The 24,005-nt window shown below is 70.5% G+C and carries 25 protein-coding genes; 12 read left to right on the forward strand and 13 right to left on the reverse strand.

The annotated features are described in order from the left end of the window. Window positions 1–16: 16 nt before the first annotated feature. From GPZ80_RS01085 to GPZ80_RS01100, 4 genes are all read right to left on the reverse strand, one after another. The gene (locus GPZ80_RS01085; RefSeq protein ID WP_187217824.1) at window positions 17–832 is read right to left on the reverse strand and encodes an ABC transporter permease; all 816 of its coding nucleotides are present in this window, start codon (window positions 830–832) and stop codon (window positions 17–19) included. Next, complete coding sequence (locus GPZ80_RS01090; RefSeq protein WP_187217825.1) at window positions 829–1,782, reverse strand: ATP-binding cassette domain-containing protein; 954 nt, start codon at window positions 1,780–1,782, stop codon at window positions 829–831. Before GPZ80_RS01090 ends, GPZ80_RS01085 begins: the two co-directional genes overlap by 4 nt. A 20-nt stretch (window positions 1,783–1,802) precedes the next feature. Continuing rightward, window positions 1,803–2,651 carry a DUF4097 family beta strand repeat-containing protein gene (locus tag GPZ80_RS01095; protein WP_187217826.1) on the reverse strand — a complete coding sequence of 283 codons (849 nt, stop codon included), beginning with the start codon at window positions 2,649–2,651 and terminating at the stop codon, window positions 1,803–1,805. Between the two features lie 77 nt (window positions 2,652–2,728). Further along, the gene (locus GPZ80_RS01100) at window positions 2,729–3,247 is read right to left on the reverse strand and encodes a ribbon-helix-helix protein, CopG family (RefSeq protein ID WP_187217827.1); all 519 of its coding nucleotides are present in this window, start codon (window positions 3,245–3,247) and stop codon (window positions 2,729–2,731) included. A 215-nt stretch (window positions 3,248–3,462) separates the two neighbouring features. On the opposite strand from GPZ80_RS01100, the gene GPZ80_RS31960 reads away from it, so the two are divergent. Continuing rightward, complete coding sequence (locus GPZ80_RS31960; protein WP_222718738.1) at window positions 3,463–3,609, forward strand: hypothetical protein; 147 nt, start codon at window positions 3,463–3,465, stop codon at window positions 3,607–3,609. A gap of 58 nt (window positions 3,610–3,667) precedes the next feature. Beyond that, window positions 3,668–3,982 (forward strand): IS110 family transposase, encoded by a 315-nt coding sequence (locus GPZ80_RS31965; protein ID WP_222718739.1) that lies wholly within the window; start codon window positions 3,668–3,670, stop codon window positions 3,980–3,982. Between the two features lie 53 nt (window positions 3,983–4,035). Here GPZ80_RS31965 and GPZ80_RS01110 read toward each other — a convergent pair whose 3' ends face one another. Further along, window positions 4,036–4,914: a poly(ethylene terephthalate) hydrolase family protein gene (locus tag GPZ80_RS01110; protein WP_187217828.1), complete on the reverse strand. Its 879-nt coding sequence runs from the start codon at window positions 4,912–4,914 to the stop codon at window positions 4,036–4,038. A gap of 168 nt (window positions 4,915–5,082) precedes the next feature. On the opposite strand from GPZ80_RS01110, the gene GPZ80_RS01115 reads away from it, so the two are divergent. Together GPZ80_RS01115 and GPZ80_RS01120 are read left to right on the forward strand one after the other, a co-directional pair. Continuing rightward, complete coding sequence (locus tag GPZ80_RS01115) at window positions 5,083–7,626, forward strand: helix-turn-helix transcriptional regulator (protein WP_187217829.1); 2,544 nt, start codon at window positions 5,083–5,085, stop codon at window positions 7,624–7,626. A gap of 16 nt (window positions 7,627–7,642) precedes the next feature. Beyond that, entirely contained in the window at window positions 7,643–8,530 is an 888-nt protein-coding gene (locus GPZ80_RS01120) for an aminoglycoside phosphotransferase family protein (protein WP_187218292.1), read from the forward strand. Between the two features lies 1 nt (window position 8,531). Here GPZ80_RS01120 and GPZ80_RS01125 read toward each other — a convergent pair whose 3' ends face one another. From GPZ80_RS01125 to GPZ80_RS01135, 3 genes are all read right to left on the reverse strand, one after another. Then, window positions 8,532–8,921 (reverse strand): hypothetical protein, encoded by a 390-nt coding sequence (locus GPZ80_RS01125; protein ID WP_187217830.1) that lies wholly within the window; start codon window positions 8,919–8,921, stop codon window positions 8,532–8,534. Then, window positions 8,918–10,459, reverse strand: a complete 1,542-nt coding sequence (locus tag GPZ80_RS01130) for a class I adenylate-forming enzyme family protein (protein WP_187217831.1) — start codon at window positions 10,457–10,459, stop codon at window positions 8,918–8,920. The genes GPZ80_RS01125 and GPZ80_RS01130 overlap by 4 nt, the downstream gene beginning before the upstream one ends. Window positions 10,460–10,542: 83 nt before the next feature. Continuing rightward, complete coding sequence (locus GPZ80_RS01135) at window positions 10,543–11,130, reverse strand: QsdR family transcriptional regulator (RefSeq protein WP_187217832.1); 588 nt, start codon at window positions 11,128–11,130, stop codon at window positions 10,543–10,545. Between the two features lie 162 nt (window positions 11,131–11,292). Here GPZ80_RS01135 and GPZ80_RS01140 point away from each other — a divergent pair, with 162 nt between their 5' ends. The 6 genes from GPZ80_RS01140 (at window position 11,293) to GPZ80_RS01165 (ending at window position 17,073) form a co-directional block, all read left to right on the forward strand. Next, complete coding sequence (locus tag GPZ80_RS01140) at window positions 11,293–12,066, forward strand: ABC transporter ATP-binding protein (RefSeq protein WP_187217833.1); 774 nt, start codon at window positions 11,293–11,295, stop codon at window positions 12,064–12,066. A gap of 10 nt (window positions 12,067–12,076) precedes the next feature. Further along, window positions 12,077–12,784, forward strand: coding sequence for an ABC transporter ATP-binding protein (locus GPZ80_RS01145; protein WP_222718741.1), 708 nt, complete (start codon window positions 12,077–12,079; stop codon window positions 12,782–12,784). A gap of 11 nt (window positions 12,785–12,795) precedes the next feature. Next, window positions 12,796–13,647 (forward strand): branched-chain amino acid ABC transporter permease, encoded by an 852-nt coding sequence (locus tag GPZ80_RS01150; protein ID WP_187217834.1) that lies wholly within the window; start codon window positions 12,796–12,798, stop codon window positions 13,645–13,647. Window position 13,648: 1 nt separating this feature from the next. Further along, on the forward strand, window positions 13,649–14,737 hold the full coding sequence (locus GPZ80_RS01155) for a branched-chain amino acid ABC transporter permease (protein WP_187217835.1): 1,089 nt from the start codon (window positions 13,649–13,651) through the stop codon (window positions 14,735–14,737). Further along, window positions 14,734–16,053, forward strand: coding sequence for an ABC transporter substrate-binding protein (locus tag GPZ80_RS01160; RefSeq protein WP_187217836.1), 1,320 nt, complete (start codon window positions 14,734–14,736; stop codon window positions 16,051–16,053). The genes GPZ80_RS01155 and GPZ80_RS01160 overlap by 4 nt, the downstream gene beginning before the upstream one ends. Window positions 16,054–16,470: 417 nt before the next feature. Then, on the forward strand, window positions 16,471–17,073 hold the full coding sequence (locus GPZ80_RS01165) for a TetR/AcrR family transcriptional regulator (RefSeq protein ID WP_187217837.1): 603 nt from the start codon (window positions 16,471–16,473) through the stop codon (window positions 17,071–17,073). A gap of 290 nt (window positions 17,074–17,363) precedes the next feature. Here the strand turns inward: GPZ80_RS01165 and GPZ80_RS33575 are convergent, their stop codons facing one another. Both GPZ80_RS33575 and GPZ80_RS01175 read right to left on the reverse strand, forming a co-directional pair. Then, window positions 17,364–18,119, reverse strand: coding sequence for a lysyl oxidase family protein (locus tag GPZ80_RS33575; RefSeq protein WP_187217838.1), 756 nt, complete (start codon window positions 18,117–18,119; stop codon window positions 17,364–17,366). Window positions 18,120–18,189: 70 nt separating this feature from the next. Further along, complete coding sequence (locus GPZ80_RS01175) at window positions 18,190–18,594, reverse strand: hypothetical protein (protein WP_187217839.1); 405 nt, start codon at window positions 18,592–18,594, stop codon at window positions 18,190–18,192. Between the two features lie 273 nt (window positions 18,595–18,867). On the opposite strand from GPZ80_RS01175, the gene GPZ80_RS01180 reads away from it, so the two are divergent. Then, window positions 18,868–19,317 (forward strand): hypothetical protein, encoded by a 450-nt coding sequence (locus tag GPZ80_RS01180; RefSeq protein WP_187217840.1) that lies wholly within the window; start codon window positions 18,868–18,870, stop codon window positions 19,315–19,317. A 192-nt stretch (window positions 19,318–19,509) separates the two neighbouring features. Here the strand turns inward: GPZ80_RS01180 and GPZ80_RS01185 are convergent, their stop codons facing one another. From GPZ80_RS01185 to GPZ80_RS01195, 3 genes are read right to left on the reverse strand one after another with little or no spacing between them, the layout of a single operon-like run. Continuing rightward, window positions 19,510–20,652, reverse strand: coding sequence for an alkaline phosphatase family protein (locus GPZ80_RS01185; RefSeq protein ID WP_187217841.1), 1,143 nt, complete (start codon window positions 20,650–20,652; stop codon window positions 19,510–19,512). Between the two features lie 22 nt (window positions 20,653–20,674). Further along, the gene (gene glpK / locus GPZ80_RS01190) at window positions 20,675–22,174 is read right to left on the reverse strand and encodes a glycerol kinase GlpK (RefSeq protein WP_187217842.1); all 1,500 of its coding nucleotides are present in this window, start codon (window positions 22,172–22,174) and stop codon (window positions 20,675–20,677) included. Between the two features lies 1 nt (window position 22,175). After that, entirely contained in the window at window positions 22,176–22,940 is a 765-nt protein-coding gene (locus tag GPZ80_RS01195) for an IclR family transcriptional regulator (protein WP_187217843.1), read from the reverse strand. A 242-nt stretch (window positions 22,941–23,182) separates the two neighbouring features. Between GPZ80_RS01195 and GPZ80_RS01200 the strand changes: the two genes are divergently transcribed. Then, a complete protein-coding gene (locus GPZ80_RS01200; protein ID WP_187217844.1) occupies window positions 23,183–23,980 on the forward strand; it encodes an MIP/aquaporin family protein in 798 nt (265 codons plus the stop codon). Window positions 23,981–24,005: the final 25 nt, after the last annotated feature.

A 24,005-nucleotide genomic window follows, 5' to 3' on the forward strand; every position in this document is an offset into this window, starting at 1 on the left:
CGGGGAGGCGGACTGACTAGCGGCTGGATTCGCGGTTGAACAGCTTCGTCGACCACAGGTAGCCGCCGAGGGCGATGACGACGCACCAACCGACCGCGATGGCGGCGTTGTTTCCGATCGGCGTGCCCATCAGCAGCCCCCGCAGGGTCTCGATGAGCGGGGTGAACGGCTGGTACTCGGCGAACCAGCGCAGCACCATGGGCATCGAGTCGGTCGGGACGAATCCGCTGCCGAGGAACGGAAGCAGCACCAGCGGCATGCCGACGTTGCTCGCCGCCTCGACGCTCTTGCTGGCCAGGCCGAGCGCGACCGACAGCCAGATGAAGGCGAAGGCCATCATCACCAGGACACCGACGACGGCGAGCCAGTCGCCGACGCCGGCTGAGGGCCGGAACCCGATGGCCAGCGCGACACCGAGGACCGCCGTGATGGCGAGCATGGTCTGGATGAGGCTGCCGACGACGTGTCCGGTGAGGACGGACACGCGGGCGATGGCCATGGTGCGGAACCGGTCGACGATGCCCTCGGTCATGTCCATGGCGACCGAGATGGAGGTGCCCTGGACCGCTGAGGAGATCGTCATCAGGATGATCGCCGGGGTGACGTAGTCGAGGTATTCGGCACGTCCGCCCGCCGCGCCGCCGATCCCGGCGCCGAGAGCGCCGCCGAAGACGTAGACGAACAGCAGCAGGAAGACGATCGGCATCCCGATCAGCAAGACCGTCATCGACGGGTAGCGCAGCATTCGTTTGAGGTTGCGGCGAAGCATGGTCGCGGAGTCGGTCAGGGCGTACATCATCGACTTGTCGACGGTGCTGGTCATGGTGCTCATCGGGAGGTCACCTTCTCGTTCTTGGGGTTGCCGGTGAGGGCGAGGAAGACGTCGTCGAGGTCGGGGGTGTGCACGCTCAGCGAGTCGACCTCGACCGACGCGCCGTCGAGCCGGTCGAGCAGGGCCTTGAGCGAGCGGAGGCTGCCGTCGTGCGGCACCCGCAGGTCGAGCGCCTCACTGTCGCGCGAGACCTGGCCCAACGCGCGGGCGGCGGATTCGAGGTCGCGGACCTCGGCGAACCGCAGCAGGACGTGGCCGCCGGGGATGCGCCGCTTGAGTTCGTCAGCGGTGCCCTCGGCGACGATCCTGCCGTGCTCCAGGACCGCGATCCGGTCGGCGAGTTCGTCGGCCTCCTCCAGGTACTGCGTGGTGAGGAAGATGGTGACGCCGCCCGCCACGAGGTCGCGGACGATCTGCCACATGCCGCGGCGGCTGCGCGGGTCCAGGCCGGTGGTCGGCTCGTCGAGGAAGATCACCTGCGGCGAGCCGACCAGGGTCATCGCCAGGTCGAGCCGCCGCCGCATCCCACCGGAGTAGGTGGATGCCGTCTTTTTGCCCGCTTCGACCAGGTCGAACTGTTCGAGCAACTCGGCGGCGCGGCGCCTGCCCGCCGCCCGGCCGAGGTGGTGCAGGTCCGCCATCAGGATCAGGTTCTCCTGGCCGGTCAACAGGTTGTCGACGGCGGAGAACTGCCCGGTGACACCGATCGCGGCACGGACCGCGTCGGGATCGGCGGCCACGTCGTGGCCCGCGACCACCGCGGCGCCCCCGGTCGCGCCGATCAGGGTGGACAGGATCTTGACCGTGGTGGTCTTGCCCGCGCCGTTGGCGCCGAGCAGGGAGAAAACGGTTCCCCGCGGTACACGCAGGTCGATACCGTCGAGCACGACGTGTTCGCCGAACGACTTGCGCAGGCCGGTGGCCGTGATCGCGGGCTGGCTGGTGGTCATGAGTGGATCCCCCTTGTGAATCAGGAACGGCGGACGGTGATGTCGCCGTAAGAGGTGTGGGCACGGACTTCGACGGTCTCCTCGGACTTCTCCGGTCCGGCGCCCGCGTCGTCCAGCGACTTGTGCACCCGCCCGTGCCCGGTGTTCAGGTCGAGCCACGCGGCCGTGCCGTCGGCGACACCGACCTCGAGGTCGCCGGTCGCGGTGTTCATGACGACCGAGCCGCGCACGACCTCGCCGATGCGGATGCTTCCGTTGGCGGTCTTGGCTTCCACCCGGGCATCGGCCCGCTCGACGGTGATGTCGCCGTTGGCCGAGCGAACCTTCAGCTCGCCGGTGACGGTGCCGAGGTCGGTGTCGCCGTTGGAGTTCTTGATGACCGCCGTGCCGTCGATCTGTCCGATGTGGATCCGGCCGGTGCCGGTGGCGATCTCGGCGTCGCCCGCGACCGCGTCGACGGTGACGTGGCCGCCGGAGGTGTCCAGGCGCAGCGCGCCGGTCCGGTCGAGGCGGAAGTGGCCGACCGAGGTCTTGAACCGGCACTCGCCCAGCACACCGGTGCCGCGGACGTCGGCGACCGACAGGTCACTGTGCACCTGGGAGCCGGTGGGAAGTTCGATCAGCACGTCGACCGACCGCGACTTCTTGGAGAAGTCGAGGGCGCGGGACTTCGGCCCGCGCACCAGCAGGGTGCCGTCGGCGTACTCGACGCGGGTCTTCTGCGCGGCCTCGACGTCGGAGACGTCGGCCTCGTCGCTCGGCCGCACCTCGACGACGGTGTCGGTCCGGTCGCCGGCGACGATCCGCACGTCCCCGACGGACAGTTCGATGGTGACGGAAATCGGTTCCGGAGTGGCGAAAACAGGCATGGCTGTCCCCTCATGATGTGTCGGAAGAACATCCCCGCGGGTCCGGGGCTTGGGTGTGTGTGAGTGCCCGCTTAGGGCTAGCGCGCCCAGCCGGTGTAGCGCTGTGCGCCGCGCTTGCCGCGCCGGTCGGACCCGAGGTCGCGTTCGGGGGCCTGCAGCGCGGTGGAGGCGGCCCGGACCAGCCACGCGTTGACCGAGCGGCCTTCCCGGCCCGCCGCCTCCTCGATCGCGGCCTTGAGCTGCTCGGGAAGCCGAACATTGATCCGCGTCGCCGGCCCGTCGTCGAAACCCGCGACGGCATCCTCGACCGGCGCCGCGCCACGGTCCGAGTCGTCCTCGACCGGCTGCTCCACCTGGCCCGCTGTTACGACGAAGTTCGGGTCGCGGCCACGCAGCCGCACCTGCACCGACCCGGGCGCCAGGTCACGGGTGATCTCGTCGGCGGCGGCCGACAGCGCCTCCAGCAGCGTGAGCCGGATCGCCGACTCCATCGACACGGTCAACCGCTCGACTAGGGCACTGGTGTCTCCACCACCGGTCTCGGCGACCGTCAACAGCTCACGACCGAGCGAATCCACATACGGCGTCAGGTCCATGGCATCACTATGGCACCTCATGGCACCACGTGCAACCAGATTGGCCCAAAATGGCACCAATCTGGCTCATTTGCAGTTCAACTGCGCCATGGCTCACCGCGATCCACCTGCGGCGCCACGCCGCAAACTGCTTTCGCCAGCGCGACCACCCGGACGCGGGCTGCGGCGAGCGGCTTCTGCGGGCGACCGCCCAACGATCAGTGAGGGTGGTGGGTGTGGAAGAGACACCGGATGATCACGAGGTCATCGAGCGGGTCGCGGCGCTCGACATCGGCAAGGCCGAGTTGGTGTGCTGCGTGCGTGTCCCCGGGGACGGGCCGCGCGGGCGGCGGATGCAAGAGGTTCGGACTATTCCACGATGACACCGGCCCCTGCTGGGCATGGTCGACATGCTGGCCGCTCTGGGCGTGACCCGGGTGGATGGGGGCGACCGGCGACGACTGGAAGCCACCGTTCCAACTGCTGGAGGCAGCCGGGTTCGCGGTGTGGCTGGTCAACGCCAAAGACGTCAAGCACCTGCCAGGGCACCCCAAGACCGACCGATTGGACGCGGTCTGGTTATGCAAGGTCGCCGAGCGGCAGATGCTGCGTCCCAGCTTCGTGTCGCCACCGCCGATCCGCATGCTGCGCGATCTCACCCGCTACCGGTGCGACCTGGTGGCGGCCCGCTCGGCGGAAAGCAACGGGTGGAGAAGCTGTCGCCACCGACTCACCACTCATTCTCGGACTAGTTGACCCGTGGGGGGTGAGAGTCACCCCGCCCGGCACGCCGGGCGGGGTGCTTCACCTCAGGAGAGGTGCGGGCAGGTGGAGCGCCACTCCTCGATCGCGGTGCCACGCGCGGGTGGCGGGCAGAGGAACTGCTCGTAGCGGGTGTCGTTGTCGATGAACCGCTTGAGCCACGAGATGACGTACTTGGCCAGCGTGGTGTCGGGCGAGTTCGGGTAGAAGTGGCTCGCGCCGTTGGCCTCCAGGTACGCCTTCTCCGGGGCGGCCGTCAGCGACTGGTAGAACGGCTCGGCGTGGCTGCTCACCGGGGCGATGGAATCGTTCTCCGCGCCCACGATGAAAGTCGGGACGCGGGAGCCGCCCCAGGTCTTGTCGGTGTTCCACGGCGTGATCGGCACCGCCGCCTGCAGGCTCGGCCGCTTGACCGAGGCGTCCAGCGATCCGCCGCCGCCCATGGAGTGGCCCATGACGCCGAGGCGGGTCGGGTCGATCCGGGTGCGCACGGAGCTGCGCTGGGTCAGGTAGTCGAGCGCGGCGAGTAACTGGTCGCCGCGGGATGCGGGCTGGTCGTAGACGCTGTTGGTGTCGATGATGAACACCACGAAGCCCTGCGACGCCACCCGCGGGCCGAGCCAGGCCAGCGAGTCCTTGCCGGCGGTGTAGCCGGGGGAGACGGCGACCGCGCCGAAGGTGCCCTGGGCGGTGCTCGTCGGGTAGTAGATGGAGCCGCCGCCGAATCCGGTCACCGAGTACCTGGAGACGGTGGTCTCCGCCGTGGCGAAGTAGCCGCGCGTGGCCTCGATGCTGGAGGTGGTCGGCGCGGGGCCGCGCTCGTACGGGTTCTCCGCCGCCTGTGCGGTGCCGGAGACCACGCCGAAGGTGGTGGCGGCGGCGATCGCCAAGGCGAGGCCCGCGAGGGATTTCTGGTTTCGTCGCACTGCTTCGTACTCCTTTGTCGAAGAGCCTGTCGACTGGACGCGGAAGCCAGCATCGGCGCGCCCGGAGCCCGGGCGCATCGGCGAAACCACCAGGGTTGTGAAACAAACTGTCATGGTGTTTCATCAAGGGCTGAGCAAGATCCCGGAGGACCGACGAGGAGTCGCTCCATGGCGTTCCCGTACGCCCGTGACGCCGAACTGGCCCGAATCCGCCTCCTGGTGCGCGCGGTCCGCGCGGGCCGCGGCGACGCCATGGTGGTTGTCGGCGGACCGGGCAGTGGCCGCACGACCCTCCTGGACGCGGCGCAAACGATAGCCACCGGTGTGCACGTCCTTCGCGTGGCCGGTGTTCCGTCCGAAAAGGACGAACCGGCGGACCGCCTGCGCGACTTGGCCGACCTCGCCGCCGACCACCCCGTCCTCTGCCTCGTCGACGACGCCCAGTGGCTCGACGCGGCCGGCCTGGCCATGCTGGGCCGCCTGGCCAGACGCTGTGCGGGACAAGGGCTCGGGCTGCTGTTCGCGGTGCCGGGTCCCGGCTGGGCGGAACTGTCCGGAGTGGAGCAACTCGCGCTGCCCGCCGCGCCCGACGCCCTCCCGGCCGACCTGCCGACGGCCGTGCGCACCGCCCTGATCGAGGCGACCTCCGGCGCGCCGGGACACCTCGCGGCGATGGCGGTGTCGCTGACCGCCGCGCAGCGGGCCGGCCACGCGCCGGTTCCCAACCTGCTTCCGCGTGTCCACCGTGCTTCCCTTGGCGCACTGTTCACCGGACTCGGACCCGCCGCCCGTTCCGTCGCCGTCCTGTGCGCGTGCGAGCCCCTGCCGCTCGACGCCGTCGACCGCGTGGGCCTGGACCGCGCGGCGGTGGCCGAATGCGTCCGGTTCGGCCTGGTCACCGTGGACGGCGACCATGTCCGCTGCCCGAGCCCGGTCGTGGCCGCGACCCTGCTGGCCGACATCCCCGGTCCCGAACGCGCCGCCGCCCACACCACCCTTGCCGACGTCTTCGACCACGACCCACGTGCCATCTGGCATCGGTTCGCCGAAGCTCGCCCACCAGATGCGGCTGCCGCGGGGGCCCTGGCGGAAGCAGGCAGACGTGCCCACGCGGCAGGCGAGTTCCCCGTTGCCGTCCGCGTCCTGAGCCGCGCCGCCGAGCTGTCGCCGACACCGGCGACCGCGGCCCGCCTGCACCTGGCCGCCGCTGACGCGGCCTGGTCTGGGGGCCGGGCGACTCAGGCCGAAGCGCTCCTGGCCCGTGCCCGCGCCGAGGACCCGGCTCTGGCCGGTGAGACCGCGCTCCGCCAAGGCGAGATCGCCCTGCGTGCGGGCCACCCGGCGGTGGCCGCGCACCAACTGGCCATCGCCGCGGACCACCTCGCAGGCGACGACCGCGGGCTCCAGGCGCTGATCCTGGCGGGCGAAGCCCGAAGGATGGCAGGCGACCTGGTCGGCTACGCGGCCGTCGCCGAGCGCGTCGCGGCTGATGTCGTCGCTGACCCGTTGGTGGCCAGGCACTTCGCCGCCATGGCTGCGACCTTCGCGGGCAGGCACCCGGCCGCCGGGCTCGCGCTGCGACGGGCCGCCATGGCTGTCCCGGCGCACGACACCCGGCACGCGCTGTGGTCGGGCGAGGCGGCGATGATCATCGGGCAGGTCGACCTGGCTCACGAGCACGCCTCGGCGGCCGTCGCGCGGGCACGGTCGGCGGGCGAGCGGACACTGCTGCCCGTCGCGCTCGCCGCCCTGGCCATGACGACGCTGGTGTTGGACCGCCCGGCCGCCGCGACGGCCGTGGCCACCGAGGGTCGTGCCGCTGCGATCGCCGCCGGGCAGTCCAACAGCGAGGTCGAGCAGCTGACCCTGCTGGCCTTGGCAGCCGTGTCGGCGGGCGACTGCGCCACCGCCCTGACCTGGCTGGCGCTGGCCGCGCCGGGTATCGCCGAGCGGGGCCTGGGCCGATCGGGCACGTATGCAGCCTGGGCGCGCGGCTGTGTCGACCTGGCCGAGGACCGTCCGGAGGAGGCGTTCGGCAGGCTTCGCGCCATGGCCACCGGCGTTGGCCGCGCCCACCCGGCAATCCGGGTGCTGGCGACGCCGCAGCTGGTGGAGGCGGCCGTGCGCTGCGGCCGCGCGGACCAGGCCCGACGGGCGTTGGCTCGCTTCGACCGCTGGGCCGAGTCGACCGGCGCGCCCACGTGGCTCGCCTTCAGCCGACGTTGCCACGCCCTGCTCGAACCCGAGGCGGCGGCGGAGCACTTCGAGGCGGCCATCCGGTTGCACCTGGCCGCCGGGTCCACTTTGGAACTCGGTCGCACACGTCTGCTCTACGCCCGCCACCTGCGGCGTGGCCGCCAAGCGCGCTCCGCCCGCGAGCAACTGCGCGACGCCCTACGCCTGTTCGACAACACACCGCACTGGGCCGAGCGGGCACGGGCGGAGCTGCGCGCCGCCGGGGACGTGGGCTCGGCCCGACTTGTCGGGAGCGGCGAAGAGCTGACGCCGCAACAGGAGGTGATCGCCCGGCTGGTCGCGCAGGGCAGGACGAATCGGGAGATCGCCGCCCGGCTGGTGATCAGCCACCGGACGGTGGATCACCACTTGCGCAACGTGTTCCTGCGGCTGGGGGTGCGTTCCCGGGTGGAGCTCGCCGCGGTGTACGCGGGGCACGACCGAAATCGGATTGCGGTCGACGGCCGGGGCGGATGACACTGCCGCGGTGAAGATGCACGCCGGCCAGTTGACCGTGTCGCCGGAGACCGTGCGGGAACTGGTGGACGAACAGTTCCCGCAGTGGCGTGGACTGCCTGTGCGGCGTTTTCCCTCGGAAGGGACCGTCAACGCCATCTTCCGCGTCGGCGGCAGGCTCGCGGCTCGTTTCCCCTTGAATCCCAGCGACGTCGAGTCCGCGCGGCGGGAACTGGAGCGGGAGGCCGACGCCGCCCGCGAGCTGGTGGGACGCACGCGCTTGCGCACACCGGAGCCGGTGGCCATGGGCGAGCCCGGGGCGGGCTACCCGTTCCCGTGGGCGGTGCAGACCTGGGTGCCGGGAACCGTGGCCACGCGAGAGGACCCGGGCGGATCCGTCGGATTCGCCCACGACCTGGCCGAGTTCATCGGTGCTGTGCGCGCGATCGACACGCGTGGCCGAACTTTCGGCGGGCGAGGACGGGGTGGTCACCTGGCAACGCACGACGGGTGGGTCGAGACCTGCTTCGGGCACAGTGAAAAGCTTCTGGACGTGCCGAGGCTTCGCCGGACCTGGCACACCCTGCGGATCCTGCCGCGTGGCACCGACCCCGACGTGATGACGCACGGCGATCTGATCCCCGGCAACGTGCTGGTGGCGGGCGGGCGTCTGACCGGTGTCATCGACGTCGGCGGCCTCGGGCCCGCCGACCCAGCCCTGGACCTCGTCGGCGCCTGGCACCTGCTCGAAGCGGGTCCACGGCAGGCAGTGCGCGCCGCACTCGGCTGCGACGACCTCGAGTGGGAACGCGGAAAGGCGTGGGCGTTCCAACAGGCGACGGGGCTCGTCTGGTACTACGCCGAGACGAACCCGGCCATGAGCCGGCTGGGCCGTCGCACCCTGGAACGGATCACGGCGGCCTGAGTCATCGGCGCAGCGGGGAGGCCACCGCGTCGCACAGCAAAGCCGTGACGGTCTGCCTCATCATCGCGTGCGCGTCCTCCGCGGACATCGCCCAGTCCTCCCGCAGCGACGCCCACGTCGGCAGGCTCACCGCGACTGTGATCACCATGAGCAGACCTGGGCCGGCCGCCGCGAGTTCCGGCGCGAACACCTGCGCCACCTCTTCCCGCACCCGGCGCAGATGTCGTGCCCGGGCCGCGCGCAGCACGGGCGAGTCCGGTTCGCGGAGGATGGCGGCGCGGGCGGCGGGGGAGACGATCTCCAGCAGCCGCACCCGCTGCGCGCAGAACCTCGCCAACCGCTTGTCCAAGGGAAGCACGGATGGGATAGGTGCGCGGGCCGCAGTGGTCATGAGGCGAACCGGGTGCGCAGCTCCCGCTTGAGGACCTTGCCCGCCGCGGAGATCGGGATCTGGTCGACGAAGCGGACCTCGCGCAGCCGCTTGTACGCCACGACCTGCGCGTTGATCGACGCCATCAGCGCGTCCTCGGTGAGGTCGGGGCCGCTGGGGACGACGAACGCCACCGGCAGCTCGCCCACCGCCTGGTCCGGTCGGCCGACGACGGCCGCGGCGGCGACGCCGGGGTGGGCGGCGAGCAGCTCCTCAAGCTCGCGGGGGTACACGTTGTACCCCTTGTACAGCAGCATGTCCTTCTTCCGGTCCACAATCGACAGATAGCCGTCGTCGTCGAGGACGCCGATGTCGCCGGTCCGCAGCCATCCGTCGGTGAGCACTTCGGCGGTGGCCTCGGGCCGGTTGTGGTAGCCGGTCATCACCTGCGGGCCACGCAGGCAGACTTCGCCGCGCTCGCCCGCGGGCACCGGGTCCAGACCGTCGCCGTCGACGACCCTGACCTCGGTGTCGAACAGGGGCACGCCGACCGAGCCGACCTTGCGGGTGCCGGAGCGGTGCGCCGGGCTCAGGGTGGCGCCCATGGTGACCTCGGTGAGGCCGTACCCTTCGGCGATCACGGCGTTGGGGAACAGATCCAGGAGCCGTTCGATCATCTCGACGGGCAGTGGCGCGGCGCCCGAGGCGAGCAGCCGGACCGAGGTCAGGTCGCGGGTGTGGATGTCGGGGTGGGTCAGCAGCGCGGCGTAGAGCGCGGGCGCTCCGCCGATGGAGGTGATCCGCAGGCGTTCGGCGTCGGCGAGATACGCGCCGGGATCGAGTCGGTCGTGCAGCCAGGTTGTCGTGCCCATGAGCAAAAGGGCATTGAGTCCGGCGATCGTCCCCATCGCGTGGAACCACGGGGTCAGGTTGATCACGACGCTCTCGCCGAGCCGCACTGGCCACTCCTCGGGTGCGCCGACCTGGTCGAGCACGAGTCCGCCGTGGTCGTCGAGGGCGGGCAGCGACCCGGTGGACCAGCACGTGTACTGCAGCGAGTTGGTCACGACGTTGCGGTGTGGCAGCGCCACTCCTTTGGATTCCCCGGTGGTGCCGCCGGTGTAGGCCAAGTGCGCGAGGGTGCCCGTGTCGACCTCGGGCAACTCGCCGGGCTCCGCGGCGGCCAGCGCGGCGACATCGGCCGCGGTCACCACCCGCGCGGCATCGGCGTCGGCGAGTTGCTTCTCGCGCGCGCCTTGCGGCAGCAATGGGTTGACCGGCACGAATGTGGCGCCCGCGAGCAGGGTCCCGTAGTAGGCGACCGGGTATTCAAGGCAGTTCGGCATCACGAGCGCGACCCGGTCGCCGGGTGCCACGGCCAGTCCGCCCGCGAACCGGGCGGCCTGGCGGGCGAGGTCGGCGAAGGTGAGTGTCTCCGCGCCGCGGGCGAAGGCGGGCCTGTCGCCGTAGCGGCGGGCCGCGCCCAGCAGGATGGCGGAGACCGGGACGTCCGGGTAGTCCAGCGTCCGGGGTAGTCCGGGCGGCCAGGCGCTCGTCATCGAGCCTCCTCTGTGGACGGTCGCCCGGCGAGCGGGGCCGACGTTGACACGACCCCGCCGATGAAACACCCTTGCGATGTGTTTCACAACCCCCGGTCTGTGTCGACCAGTGCGCCCAGCAGAGTGGTGGCCGCTTCCAGGTCGGGCGTCCGGTCGGCGAGGACGTCGGCGTACAGGAAGCCCTCGCCCAGTCTGACCACGGCGAACGCCAGCGTGTCGAGGTCGACCCTCGGGGTGAACCCGCCGTCGGCGACGTCGCGGGCGAACAGGTCCACATGTTGGGCGATGACCCGGGGCTGGACCCGGCCGTGCGGGTCGGTGAGCACGCGCAGCGCCACCGTCGGCTCCTCTTCGAGCAGCACCCGCATTCCCTTGTTGCCCGCGATCGCCGCGCGGTACTCGCGCATCACCCACAGGCAGCGCAACATCCCGGCGGGGTCGCGCACCGCCGGACCGTTCGCCTTGTCCCATCGGTGCGTCACCGAGGCGATCGTGCGGTCGGACATCAGCCAGAGCGCGTCGCCCATGAGGTCTTCGCGGTTGCCGACGCGGCGGAACAGGGTCGTGCGGGACACGCCGACCTCGGCGGCGAGGGCGCCGGTGTCGAGCCTGCTGCCGCGGTCGATCCACCGGGCCGCGGTCCGGACGATCAGGTCTTCGGATGAGCTCACGTCAGCAGCGTATTCGCCCGTGGGCCAAGAGGCGGTGCGGCAACGAATCTCGCCGAATCCTTGACACGTCTCGGCGGCGTGCCCATGATTGCCCGTCATACCGCTCGGTATCTCTGATCCCACATAGTAAGAACGGACGATGTCGTCCCGACGGGAGCACCCATGGCCGAACCACCCCTGCTGCGAGTCAGCGACGTGACCGTGCGATTCGGCGGACTGACCGCGCTCGACCGGGTGTCCTTCACCGCCGGCCACGGTGAGGTGCTCGGGGTGATCGGTCCCAACGGCGCGGGCAAGACCACGCTGTTCAACGTCGTCTGCGGTTTCCAGCAGGCGCAAGAAGGTTCGCTGCGCTGGCGTGGCCAAGTGCTGCGCGGCCACAGCCCACATCGGCTCGCCGCACTCGGGATCACCCGTACGCTGCAAGGACTCGGGCTGTTCGGGCACTGCACGGTGCTGGACAACGTGATGATCGGCGCCGACCGGCACGCCCGGACCGGTGGCCTCGCCGGGTTCTTCGGTCTGCGCCGCACCGCCCGCGAGGACCGCGCCCTGCGTGAGCGCGCGATGGCGGTGCTCGCCGACCTCGGCATCGACGGCCACCGTGACGCCCTGCCCGGCGCATTGCCCTACGGACTGGCCAAACGCGTCGCGCTGGCCCGCGCCCTGGTCGCCGAACCCGACCTGCTGCTGCTCGACGAACCGGCGGGCGGACTGTCCGAACAGGACATGGAAGACCTCGGCTCGCGGGTGCGCCACCTGGCCGAGTCGATGGCCGTCGTGCTCGTCGAGCACCACATGGACCTGGTGATGAAGGTGTGCGACCGGGTGGTGGTCCTCGACTTCGGCCGGGTGATCGCCGACGGCACCCCCGCACAGGTGCAAGCCGACCCCGCCGTCACCGAGGCCTACCTCGGCGCCGTCCCGCGAGCCTAGGAGCGAACCGTTGCTGGAGATCGAAGACCTGGTCACCACCTACGGCGCGGTCCGTGCCCTGGACGAGCTGAGCATGTGGACCCGGGACGCGAACCTCACCGCCGTGCTCGGCGCCAACGGCGCGGGCAAGACGACCCTGCTGCGCACGATCAGCGGACTGCAGACCCCGGTGTCGGGCCGTGTCCGGTTCGACGGAGTCGACATCACCGGCCTGCCCGCCGACCGGATCGTCCGGATGGGACTGGCGCACGTGCCGGAGAACGGTGGCGTGATCACCGAGCTCACCGTCGAGGAGAACCTGCGCCTCGGCGGGCTCTGGCGCCGCGACAAGGCGGCCCGCGCGGCGAAGCTGCGTGAGGTCTACGACCTGTTCCCGCCTTTGGCGCAGCGCGAACGCGCCCAGGCCAGCACGCTCTCGGGCGGCGAGCGGCAGATGCTCGCCATCGGCAGGGCGCTCATGAGCGACCCCCAGATGCTGCTGCTCGACGAGCCCTCGCTCGGCCTCGCCCCGGCGATCACCGTGCGGATCATGCGCATCCTGCGCGACCTGCGCGACCGCGACGGGCTGACCGTGCTGCTCGTCGAGCAGAACGCCCGCAGCGCGCTGTCGGTCGCCGACCGCGGTTACGTGCTGGCACTCGGCCGCGTCGTCGCCGTCGAGGAAGCCGACGACCTGCTCGCCGACGACCGACTGCGCCACGCCTACCTCGGCTTCTAGGAGAACCCCCGATGGACAAACTGCTCACCCTCACCCTGGGTGGCCTGACCAGTGGCGCGGTCTACGCCGCGCTCGGGCTCAGCCTGGTCATCATCTTCCGGGCCACCCGGGTGGTGAACTTCGCCCAGCCCGCGCTCGCTCTGATCAGCGCCTACGTCGCGTTCTCGGTGAACAAGGCGACCGGCGGCTACTGGCTAGGCTTCGCTGCGGCCTTGCTCACCGGCGCCCTGCTCGGCGCGCTGACCGAGCGGCTGATCATGCGCAGGCTCGCCGACCGCGGCCACCTCGCGCCGGTGATCGTCACCCTAGGTCTGCTGATGGTGTTGCAGGCGGTCGCGGGGATGATCTGGTCGGCCGAGCCGCGCTCGTTCCCCTACGCGTTCGATTTCCGCGGCACTTTCTCCCCGGCGGCCGGATTCGCCGTCGCGGTCGTGCTCGTGGTCGCCGCGGGCGTGCTGGTCCTCTTCAAGGCGACGCCGCTGGGACTGAGGATGCGCGCGGCGGCGTTCCGTCCGGACGTGGCGGGTCTGCTCGGCGTGCGCGTCGGGCTCATGCTCACCATCGGCTGGACACTGGCCGCCGCGGTCGGCGCGCTGGCCGGGCTGCTCGCGGTGCCGCCGTTCATCTATCCGACCGCCCTGGACTCGGTGTTCGTGCATGCCTTGGCGGCGGCGGTGATCGGCGGCCTGGACAACCCGGTCGGCACCATCGCGGGCGGGTTCGCCCTCGGCGTCGGGCTGTCGTTCGTCTCCGGCTACGTCGGTCCCGAACTCGTGACCATGGCCGCGCTGGCGATCCTCGTCGCCGTGCTGGTCGTGCGGCCGCACGGGCTGTTCGGCCATGCCGTGGCCAGGAGGGTCTGACATGGCCGCCGACACCGTCATCGCCCCCGCCCCACCCGCACCGGTGACGTCCCGCGCCGGGCTCTCCCCGCTGGCCCGACACCTGCTGCTCGCCGTGCTCGCCTTGGCGGCGATCGTGCTGCTGAGCATGGTGGTCGATCCGTTCACCAACGTCCGGCTGGCCACGGTCGGCTACTACCTGCTCGCCGTCGCGGGCCTGACCGTCCTCACCGGACTCACCGGCCAGGTGTCCCTGGGCCACGGCGCGTTCATGTTCGTCGGCGCGTACACGGTCGCGCTGCTCGTGGTCTACGTTCCCGCGCTGCCGTTCTGGGTGGACCTGCTGCTGGCCGCCGTGGCGAGTGGACTCGCGGGGGCGCTCACCGGGGCCGCCGCGGCCCGGCTCACCGGCCCCTACCTGGCGGGTGCGACGCTCGCTCTCGCCGTCGGGCTTCCCTCGGTGACACAACGGTTTCCGGACTTCCTCGGCGGCAGCAACGGCCTAGGGTTCACCGTCAACAGCATGCCTGCCGGGCTCGCCGGAACCGTCCCGTCGACCCGGTGGCAGGCATGGGTGGTGTGGGCGGTGGTGCTGGCCGCGCTGGTGCTGCTCGCCAACCTGACCCGCGGCCGGGTCGGCCGCCGCCTGCGCGCGGTGCGCGACGACGAGGTGTCCGCGGCGCTCGCGGGCATCCACGTCGGGCGGATGAAAGTGTTCGCGTTCCTGGTCAGCGCTGTCTGCGCCGGGCTCGCGGGCGGGCTGCAGGCGTTCCTGCTGGGCACCGCCGCGCCGGGGTCGTTCACCCCGGCGCTGTCGCTGAGCCTGTTGGCGGCGATGGTGCTCGGCGGCGTCGGCAGCCTGTGGGGAGCGTTGTGGGGAGCGCTCGCGCTGGTGTTCCTGCAGGCGGGGTCCGAAGAGCTGACCCACGCCCTCGCGCTGGGCACCGATGTGTCGAACAACCTGCCCCTGGCCATCTACGGCCTGGTTCTGATCGGCGTGGTCCTCGCGTTCCCGCAAGGCATCCACGGCATCGGCAGGACTCTGCGGACGCGGTTGCGCCCGCGGCGGACCCCGGCGCGAACCAGCGCCGACGACGAAGGAGAAGCATGAGACTCTTACGACGACGGCTGGGCCCACTGGCAGGCACGTTGGCGGCCGTTCTCCTGGCGAGTGCCTGCGCAGGCGCGGGCAGCACACCCACCGGCGGTGCCGACAAGGCCGACAGCGCACCCGGGGTCACCGACGACAAGGTCGTGATCGGCACCCACCAGCCGCTGACCGGCCCCGCGGCCCCGGGCTACTCCACCATCTCCGCGGGCGCGCGGGCCATGTACTCCTACATCAACGACAAGGGCGGGATCCACGGCCGCAAGATCGACTATCGGGTCGAGGACGATGGCTACAACCCGACCCGCACGGTCGAGGTCGTCAAGAAGCTCGTGCTGCAGGACGAGGTGTTCGCCATCGTGGGCGGCCTCGGCACCCCCACGCACTCCAAGGTGGTCGACTTCCTCAACAGCGAGCGGGTGCCCGACCTGCTCGTCGCCTCCGGCGCCCTGCGGTGGGACGACGTCGCCAAGAGCCCCACGACGTTCGGGTTCCAGGTGGACTACACCCGCGAGGGCAAGATCCTCGGCAGCCACATCAGGAACAACCTGGGCGGTCAGAAAGTCGGTGTGCTGCACCAGAACGACGACGTCGGCCGGGACGGCATGAAGGGCCTCGACCAGTTCATCGCCGACGCCGTCGTCTCCCGCCAGCCCTACGACCCGGCCAACACCGACGTGCTGCCCCAGATCACCGCGCTGAAGAACGCGGGAGCCCAGGTCGTCGTGTGCGAGTGCGTCCCCGCCTTCACCGCCCTGGCGATTCTCACCTCAGCGCGCCTGGGCTACAAGCCGCAGTTCGTGGTCAGCAGCATCGGCGCGGATCCGCGCACCTTGGCGGGCCTGCTCGCCGACTTCGCCAAGCGGGGCGGCACCGAGGTCTCGGCAGGGGCTCTCCTCGGCGGTCTGATCGGGGCGGGCTACCTGCCCGACGCGGCCGCCGACGACCCGTGGATCACCTTGTTCAAGGAGGTCCACCAGAAGTACATCCCGACCGTGCCCCTGACGAACACGGTGGTCTACGGCATGGCCCAGGCCTACACCTTCGCCCAGGCCCTCAAGGAAGCCGGGCATGACGTCACCCGCCAGAAGATCATCGACACCATGACCTCCGGCGCGCTCAAGGGCCCCGGCCTGACCCCGTTCGCCTTCGGGCCGGACAGCCACTCCGGCTACACCGGCGCGTACATCTTCAAGGTCAACCCCGATACCTCAACCACCATGATCGCCGCACCGGTCGTGACCGACCGCGAGAACGGTCCGATCAAGCCCGCCCCCACCACCCGCAAGACCCCCACCGAGATAGCACTGGTCCGCTGACCCCGACCGCCTGGTCCGCCCGTCCCCACGACCGCCCGGACTCACCTGAGTGATAGTCAGCTGCCAACCCGCTTGAAGTGGTAGCCGACGTGACATCCCACCACAAACGCAAGGGGCAGAACCGAACGGCCTGTTGGGTGGTTCGCCTTGATTCAGGGGAGAAGGACCTAGACTTTCGAGGCGCGGGGCAGTTTCCCTATCCTGCCCGCTTTACCCGCGCGGGTCCTTCTCCGGGGTAGGCGAACCACCCATACAGGAACCCACAGCCAGAGCCGCCAACACACGCGGCCGGGGCCGGCCAGACACTCAAAGCCAAAGAACGAACCACCCCAGCAGACACCCCAAGACCAAGAAAGAGGCGCCAACGCACAAGCGAGCTAGGGTGATGCCGGATCAACCGGCACGAAGGGCTCCACCATGGCCAGGGTCACCCCCGCGGACCTCCCGGTCCGCGACCGCCTGCTGCACGCGGCCTCGACCCTCTTCGCCGAGCGCGGGTTCGCCGAGACGTCCATCCGCGAGATAGTCGAGGCCGCCGGTGTCACCAAGGGCGGCCTCTACCACTATTTCGACTCCAAGGACGCGCTGCTCTCCGCCATCCACGACCGCATGCTGACCATGCAGATCGCCCGGATGAACACCATCGCCGACGCCACCGACCTGTCCCTCACCGAGCGCCTGCACGCCATCTTCGCCGACGTCGTGGAGACCAGCATCGCCAACCTGGACGACGCCATGGTCTTCTTCCAGTCGATGCACCTGCTCGCCCCGGAGCACCAGGCCCGCGTCCGCGCCGAACGCCGCCGCTACCACGAGCGGCTGCGCGACCTCGTCGCCGAAGGCCAACAAACAGGCGAATTCCGCGACGACATCCCGGCGGCCCTTGTCATCCACTACCACTTCGGCGCCCTGCACCGCCTGGGCACGTGGTACCGCCCCGACGGCCGGCTGACCGCCGAACAGGTGGGCGAGCACTTCGCCGAACTGCTGGTCCGCAGTCTCGCCCCCTCCAACACCTGAGACACCGCCGGTCCGATCGCCATGCCTGATCGGGATCGGTCGGCATCCGAGAAATTGCTCAACGAGGTCATCGAGTCGGACGTACTGACTCGGTCGCCACGGTCCTGGGTGCGGCCGCGGCCGGACAGTCCTCGGCGACCGGGTGGTGTCGTTGACGACCACCATGAAGACGGTCACCCAGCGGTTCCTGTCCGCGGAACACTTCGCCGACTTCTTCCACTGTGGATCCGCGGGCGCCGAAAGGCCGGCGGACGCCCAGTGGAGACGCGGTGGATGACCGAAACGCGCGGTCAGGCGACCGGGCCGTAGCCGAGGGTTCGGACGCTCATGCTGCCGCGGCGCTGGGTGAGCTGGAAGTCCACCCAGGTCTGGTTGTTGGCGTTGTTGCTCTCGGCGAACAAGCCGTTCGCGTCCGCGGTGGCGCGCAGGCGGTACCGGCCCTCGGGCACGCCGGTGATGTCGAAGAACTGGTCCGACAGCGTCCAGGCGTACTTGTCGCCCCAGCCGACTGACAGGCCCATGGACAGCGCCGTCGAGTCGTGGTCGCCGCAGCCCGCGCCGCGGTAGACGGGCTGTTGCGGGGCGCCCGGGAGGGACAGCCGGTAGGCGTTGGTGTCCATGAAGCAGAAACCGCCCTTGGCCGACGTGCCCAGCTGCGCGCCGTTGTCCAGGCGGTGCAGGGTGTACGTCTCCAGGTCCTTGACATGGTAGTGCCCGTGGTTGTCGTTGCCGAACGTCATGACCGCCGCCGTCGGTGTGTCCGTCGTCGACCCGTCGCTGTTCTCGACCCTTTGCGAAACAGCGAAAGCCGAGTTCTGGTCCGGTCGGGCCGCCACCACGCGGAACGCGCCCGCGCCGACGTTGACGATGGTCGCCGAGAAGCGGAGCTGCTGCTGGCCCGCGGCGGTCCTGGTGACCGTGAGGTCGGTCAGTTTGGCCATGCCCAGGTCGGGCAGGTTGGCGGTGGCCGCCGCCGCCGGACTCTGGCCTGCGACGAGCATCCCCGCGGTCAGCAGGGTGACGGCGGTGGCAACCCAGCGAGACACCTTGAACCTCCACTATGGACAGAATCGAGGAAGCGCCCGGCACCCGCCGGGCGCGTTCATCGTCGGTTGGCTACTTCGGGTCTGGAACCTTCTTGTCGTCGCCGAAGAAGCACAGATGCGACAACCCGTAGAACCCGCCGCTCTTCAGGTTGGCGGGCGCGTGCAGGCCGGTGTCACTCGTGACGCCGGGTGCCGGGTAGGAGTAGAGGTTGTAGCCGGGGCCGCCCTTGACCACGACGGAGGTGACGAGGAAGTCGCCGACCGTGGTGAAGGAGAAGGTGGACCCGGTGACGTTGAGGGTGACGATCCCGCCCTTGGTGCCACTGGTGACGGGCTCGATCTTCAGGCCGCCCTCACAGCTCGGGTTGCCCGTGCCGGTCGCCGGCGCGACGTGCGCCGCCGAGGCGGTGACGGAGCCGAGGAGGGAGAACGTGGCGACGAAGGCCACGCCTAACAAGACTTTGGCGAATCGCATGGAGCCGCACCCCTTGTCGAGTCATCGCTGCAGAGCAGCAGCTTGGGTCCCCGACCGGAGAAGTATGTTCGTTCATTCGCGCGTCGGGCTTGGGCCTTTCGGCCCGACTTGGCGTCGTCCAAGTGATCACACGGACAGTGGGCAGTCGGTGACTCCCGGACGGGTGGCGGATCCTGTCGAAACGACACCGCCGGTCGCCCTTTCCGCTATCTTCGCAGCCGTCGCAGGGCACGCGAGCCCGTGCGGACCGATCTTCTGGAGGACTGACCACCCATGTTCAAGAACACCGCCCTCGCCGTTCTCTTCGCAGGCGGGGCCGTGCTCGGCCTGACCGCGTGCGGCAGCGAGACCGTGCCCTTGAGTCCCACCACGCAGACCCAGGCCACGCAGGCGAAGGACAAGTCGGCGAAGGACGCGGAGACCAAGGCGAAGGACACGCCCGAACTGAAGAAGGACGTCAAGGTCGTCGCCTGTAAAGCAGGCGCCCACGGCGGCGTGAGCGCGACCCTCGAGGTGACGAACTCGCTGGACGAGGCCATGGAGTACCTCGGCACGATCGCCTTCCTGGACGGCACGGGCGCCAAGGTCGCGGAGGGCCTGTTCAACACGGGCACGCTGCAGCCGGGCGAGAAGTCGACCGAGGAGATCCCGGGCGACATCTACACCGTGGTCAAAGGCGCGAAGTGCGAGGTGGCGGAGGTCAAGCTCGACGAGCCGGTGTAGGACTTGGCGGAGGTGCCCTGGGCGAGGCACTCGCCCAGGGCGCGCCCGCGGCGGTGGGCAGCCGGATCATCGTGGACGCGTCCTGGCCGGAGGCGCACGCGCTGCACACGCCTTCGGCCAGTCCCGCGGCCAGCCGGATCAGGTTCTCCCGGAACGCCCCGACGCGGAAGTGGAATGTCCCCTCGGCAGCCGTCAGTCTTGTCGCCGCGTGATGAGGGGAACCAGTTGCTCGTCGGCGGTCCAGGCGCCGTGGTGGCCGAGCAGTGCGGACTCGATCGGCTCGTTGTCCGGCCGCAGGAGGACGCTGTCGCCCCGCGCGACGGCGATGACGTCGCCGATCCGGTCGGCGATCACGGTCTCCGGCGGAGTCGGACCGAACCAGCGCTCGTCCAACGCCTGCTCGCGGCTCACCACGTGCGCGTGCGTCGACAGCACCTCGGCCCAGGCGGCCAACACGGCGGACAGCGCGTCGGGGTGTTCCAGGTAGACGTGGCGCACCCGTGCCTCGCCGCCGATCAGCCGCACGTCGCGGTGCAGCCGGGGCAGCGTGTCGAGGTCGATCGCCGTCTCCGCCCTGATCATCCCGTGGTCTCCGGTGACCAGCAGCGCGCAGGTGTCCGGCAGGTCGGCCAGCAGGTCGGCCACGCACGCGTCGACGTCGCGCAGGACCTCCAGCCACTGCGCCGACTCCGGTCCATACACGTGGCCCGCCGTGTCCAGTTCGGGGAAATAGGCGTACGCGAAGCGGGACTCGGCGCCGGGATGGTTCGCGACCGTGAGGATTCCGGCCCGCACTTCGTCGAGGCTCGTGGCCGGGTGCAGGGTGCCGGCCGCGCGGAAGGCGGCCCTGGTGAGGCCGGAGTCGCGCTGGTACTCGGGGATCACGTAGTGCACCGCCACCCCGTGCGCGGCGAGGTCCTGCACGCGGCTGGGCATCGGCTGCACGGTCTCGGGCGGGTGCAGGTCGCGCGCGTCCTCGCCGGTCGCGGTGTCGAGGCGCCACCGCAGGGAGTTGAACAGCCGGGGGCCGCCCGCGCCGGGCATGGCGAAGCTGTAGCCGATGATGCCGTGCGTCGCGCAGGGAGCGCCCATGGCGAGGCTCGTCAGGCTGGTCGAGGTGGTCGCCGGGAAGCCCGCGGCCAGTGTGGTGCTGACGTGCGCGGACAGCGTTGGCGCGGCGTCGGGATGTCGGGCGAGCAACTCGGCGCCGAGCCCGTCGATCAACAGCACCACGACGTCGCGGTTCGGGGCGATCCCCAGCGGGTTGGGGCCGCCGATCCCGAAGGACGACGCGACGGAGGGCAGGACGTCGGCGAGCGTGGGCGGGTTTGTCATCCGGTCCATGATCCTGTCTCGGTCACCGGCGGGCCCAGCCGTAGCTGAGTTCCGCCGCGCGCCGCCAGTTGTCGTATTCGGCTTCCCGGTAGGCCGGGTCCATGCTTGGCAGCCACTGGGCGGCCAGGTGCCAGTTGCGCCGCAGGCCTTCGAGGTCGGGCCAGTAGCCCGCGCTCAGGCCCGCGGCATAGGCGGCGCCGAGCGAGACGGTCTCGGAGATCATCGGCCGGTTCACCGGGATGTCGAGGACGTCGGCGATGAACTGCATCAGCAGGTTGTCCGAGGTCATGCCGCCGTCGACGTTGATCGCGGCGGCGTTGACGCCGAGGTCGGCGTTCATCGCGTCCAGCACCTCGCGGGTCTGCCACGCCGTGGCCTCCAGGACCGCGCGGGCCAGGTGCCCCTTGGTGATGTACGAGGTGAGCCCGACGATGATGCCGCGCGCGTCGCTGCGCCAGCGCGGGGCGAACAGGCCGGAGAACGCGGGCACGATGTAGCAGCCGCCGTTGTCCTCGACGGTGCCCGCCAGCGTCTCGATCTCCGGGGCGGTGGCGATCAGCCCGAGGTTGTCGCGGAACCACTGCACGAGAGATCCGGTGACCGCGATCGAGCCCTCCAACGCGTACACCGCGGGCTCTCCGGCCAACTGGTATCCGATGGTGGTGAGCAGGCCATGGGTGGAGCGCACGGCCGAGTTCCCGGTGTTCATCAACAGGAAACTTCCCGTGCCGTAGGTGCACTTGGTCTGTCCGCGGGAGAAACAGGTCTGCCCGAACAGCGCCGCCTGCTGGTCACCGAGCGCCGCCCTGATCGGGATGCCCGCGACGACCCGGCGGGTGACCCCGTAGTCTCCTGTGGACGGACGGATCTCGGGCAGCATCAGTGCGGGAATGTCGAAGAACGCCAACAGGTCCTTGTCCCACGACAGGGTTGCCACGTTCATCAGCAGCGTGCGGCTCGCGTTGGTGACGTCGGTGACGTGGACGCCGCCGTCGGTGCCGCCGGTGAGGTTCCAGATGATCCAGGTCTCCATCGTCCCGAACAGCACGTCGCCACGCTCGGCCCGCGCCCGCAGCCCCGGCGTCGTGTCGAGCAGCCAGCGCAGCCGGGGCGCGGCGAAGTAGGTGGCCAGCGGTAGCCCGCAGCGGTCCCGGATCTCCTCCGCGCCCGGCCGTTCGGCGAGTTCGGCGACGAGTCGCTCGGTGCGGACGTCCTGCCAGACGATCGCCCGGCCGACCGGCGCCCCGGTGCGGCGGTCCCAGACCACCGTCGTCTCGCGCTGGTTGGCGATGCCGAGGGCGACGACCTGCTCGGCGGCGATCCCCGACTCGCGCAGCGCCTGCGGCACGATCCGGTCGATGTTGCGCCAGATCTCCACGGCGTCCTGCTCGACCCAGCCGGGCTTCGGGAACCACTGGCGGTGTTCGCGTTGCGCCACGGACACCAGGCGGGCCCGCTGGTCGAACAGGATGCACCGGGTGGACGTGGTGCCCTGGTCGATCGCCATCACGTAGCGCTGCATGTCACCGGTCCACCGCCAGATCACGCGAGACCGACCGGCTCGCCTCGAGAACGGACACCAGCAGATCCTGCCGCGGCCTCGTGTTGTTGGCACACAGGCGATCCGCCGGTCCGGAGATGCCGATCGCGCCGACGACCGAGCCGCCGGGAAGCCGCAGCGGCGCGGCCAGGCCCGCCTCCCCGGGCATGAACTCCCCGATCTCGATCGCCCAGCCCTGGGACCGCACGTCAGCCAGCGTCCTGGTCAGCGCCGTGGGTTTGACGATCGTGCGACTGGTCAGCGCGGGCAGGGTCCCGGTCAGCGCGGCGGCCGAGAGCTCGTTGTCCCAGGCCAGCAGGATCTTCCCCCAGGCCGTCGCGTGCAGCGGCAGCGTCGTGCCGAAGTCGGAGGTCTGGGCGGTGTCGTCCGGCCGGAACACGTGGTGCACCACCAACACCATCCCTTCGGAGGGGATGCCGATGCGCACCGCCTCGCCACTGCGCGCGGCCAGGGAGTCCGACCAGTTCATCGCTCGCGCGCGCAGCAGGTTCGGGTCCATCCGCTTCGCTCGAGCCTGCGGGCCGCCTGCGGGGAGCTGGTACCGGCCGCCCGCTTGGTCCTGCTCGACGAACCCGACGTCCTGCAAGGTGCGGAGGATGCCGTGCACGGTGCCTTTGGCCAAGCCGAGGGCGGACGCGATCTCGCCCAGCGCGAGCCGTCCCGAGCCGCGTTCGAGCAGCCGCAGGATCGCCGCGGCCCGCTCGATCGACTGTATTGAGCCCGGCATCCGGCGAAAATACTCCAGAACCCTTGATTCGACAATGTCGAACGGACCGGTCCCGACGGGCAACCCTCCGTAGGACTGTGAGCTGGGTCATAAGCCTTCTGTGGGACTTTCGCAGGTCAGACGGCTGCGAGCGTCGTTCGACAATGCCGAACGACGGCTCTGGAGCGCCGGGAAACCGCTTCGTAACGTCCCGGCCATCGCGCCGGTCCCGACGCGACTCGGATCGGAGAAAGGAGGAGCCGATGACACTCGGATCTGTCTTCCTCAGCGAGGTTCTCGGCACCGGCATCCTGCTGCTGCTCGGCGCCGGCGTGGTCGCCAATGTGCTGCTGACCAAGTCGAAAGGGTTCGACGGCGGCTGGTTGCTGATCAACTTAGGCTGGGGACTCGCCGTGATGGCGGGTGTGTTCGTCGCCTACAAGTCGGGCGGACATCTCAACCCGGCCGTCACCCTCGGCGTCCTGTCCAGCGGTGCGGCGGAGTACGCGCCCGGAGTGCCGGTCGGCTTCGCCTCCACCCTGGTCTACTTCGCGGGCCAACTGCTCGGCGCCTTCCTGGGGGCGTGCACCGCGTACGTCACCTACAAGAAGCACTTCGACGCCGAGCCCGACGAGGGCAAGCGGCTCGGCGTGTTCGCCACCGGGCCGGAAATCCGGGCCTACCAGTGGAATCTGCTCACCGAGGTGGTCGGCACCTTCGTCCTGGTGATCGTGATCCTCGCCCTCGGCAAGACCCCGCACGGTCTCGGCCCGGTCGCCGCGGCGCTGCTCGTCGTCGGCATCGGCGCCTCGCTCGGCGGGCCCACCGGGTACGCCATCAACCCCGCACGAGACCTCGGCCCGCGCATCGCCTACGCGCTGCTTCCGGCACACCGCACGGTCTCGGCCGCGGTGACCGTCGGCGCCCCGGCGGGAGACCCCGGACCCGAGCGCCCCGCGAGCGGCGCCAAGGACGCGGACTGGGCCTACGCCTGGGTTCCCGTCGTCGGGCCGCTGATCGGCGGCGTCCTGGCGGGCCTCGCCTCCCAGTTCCTGTTCTGACCACCAGTCCCCGCAGCGGAAGGAA

Origin of the sequence: Actinokineospora xionganensis (assembly GCF_014323725.1) — a bacterium.
Lineage (GTDB): Bacteria > Actinomycetota > Actinomycetes > Mycobacteriales > Pseudonocardiaceae > Actinokineospora > Actinokineospora xionganensis.

Coding starts and splice junctions, on each gene's coding strand:
- GPZ80_RS01085 (WP_187217824.1), bottom strand. CDS start 832: ATGAGCACCATGACCAGCACCGTCGACAAGTCGATGATGTACGCCCTG.
- GPZ80_RS01090 (WP_187217825.1), bottom strand. CDS start 1,782: ATGACCACCAGCCAGCCCGCGATCACGGCCACCGGCCTGCGCAAGTCG.
- GPZ80_RS01095 (WP_187217826.1), bottom strand. CDS start 2,651: ATGCCTGTTTTCGCCACTCCGGAACCGATTTCCGTCACCATCGAACTG.
- GPZ80_RS01100 (WP_187217827.1), bottom strand. CDS start 3,247: ATGGACCTGACGCCGTATGTGGATTCGCTCGGTCGTGAGCTGTTGACG.
- GPZ80_RS31965 (WP_222718739.1), top strand. CDS start 3,668: ATGGGGGCGACCGGCGACGACTGGAAGCCACCGTTCCAACTGCTGGAG.
- GPZ80_RS01115 (WP_187217829.1), top strand. CDS start 5,083: ATGGCGTTCCCGTACGCCCGTGACGCCGAACTGGCCCGAATCCGCCTC.
- GPZ80_RS01120 (WP_187218292.1), top strand. CDS start 7,643: ATGCACGCCGGCCAGTTGACCGTGTCGCCGGAGACCGTGCGGGAACTG.
- GPZ80_RS01125 (WP_187217830.1), bottom strand. CDS start 8,921: ATGACCACTGCGGCCCGCGCACCTATCCCATCCGTGCTTCCCTTGGAC.
- GPZ80_RS01130 (WP_187217831.1), bottom strand. CDS start 10,459: ATGACGAGCGCCTGGCCGCCCGGACTACCCCGGACGCTGGACTACCCG.
- GPZ80_RS01140 (WP_187217833.1), top strand. CDS start 11,293: ATGGCCGAACCACCCCTGCTGCGAGTCAGCGACGTGACCGTGCGATTC.
- GPZ80_RS01150 (WP_187217834.1), top strand. CDS start 12,796: ATGGACAAACTGCTCACCCTCACCCTGGGTGGCCTGACCAGTGGCGCG.
- GPZ80_RS01155 (WP_187217835.1), top strand. CDS start 13,649: ATGGCCGCCGACACCGTCATCGCCCCCGCCCCACCCGCACCGGTGACG.
- GPZ80_RS01160 (WP_187217836.1), top strand. CDS start 14,734: ATGAGACTCTTACGACGACGGCTGGGCCCACTGGCAGGCACGTTGGCG.
- GPZ80_RS01165 (WP_187217837.1), top strand. CDS start 16,471: ATGGCCAGGGTCACCCCCGCGGACCTCCCGGTCCGCGACCGCCTGCTG.
- GPZ80_RS01175 (WP_187217839.1), bottom strand. CDS start 18,594: ATGCGATTCGCCAAAGTCTTGTTAGGCGTGGCCTTCGTCGCCACGTTC.
- GPZ80_RS01180 (WP_187217840.1), top strand. CDS start 18,868: ATGTTCAAGAACACCGCCCTCGCCGTTCTCTTCGCAGGCGGGGCCGTG.
- GPZ80_RS01185 (WP_187217841.1), bottom strand. CDS start 20,652: ATGACAAACCCGCCCACGCTCGCCGACGTCCTGCCCTCCGTCGCGTCG.
- glpK (WP_187217842.1), bottom strand. CDS start 22,174: ATGCAGCGCTACGTGATGGCGATCGACCAGGGCACCACGTCCACCCGG.
- GPZ80_RS01195 (WP_187217843.1), bottom strand. CDS start 22,940: ATGCCGGGCTCAATACAGTCGATCGAGCGGGCCGCGGCGATCCTGCGG.
- GPZ80_RS01200 (WP_187217844.1), top strand. CDS start 23,183: ATGACACTCGGATCTGTCTTCCTCAGCGAGGTTCTCGGCACCGGCATC.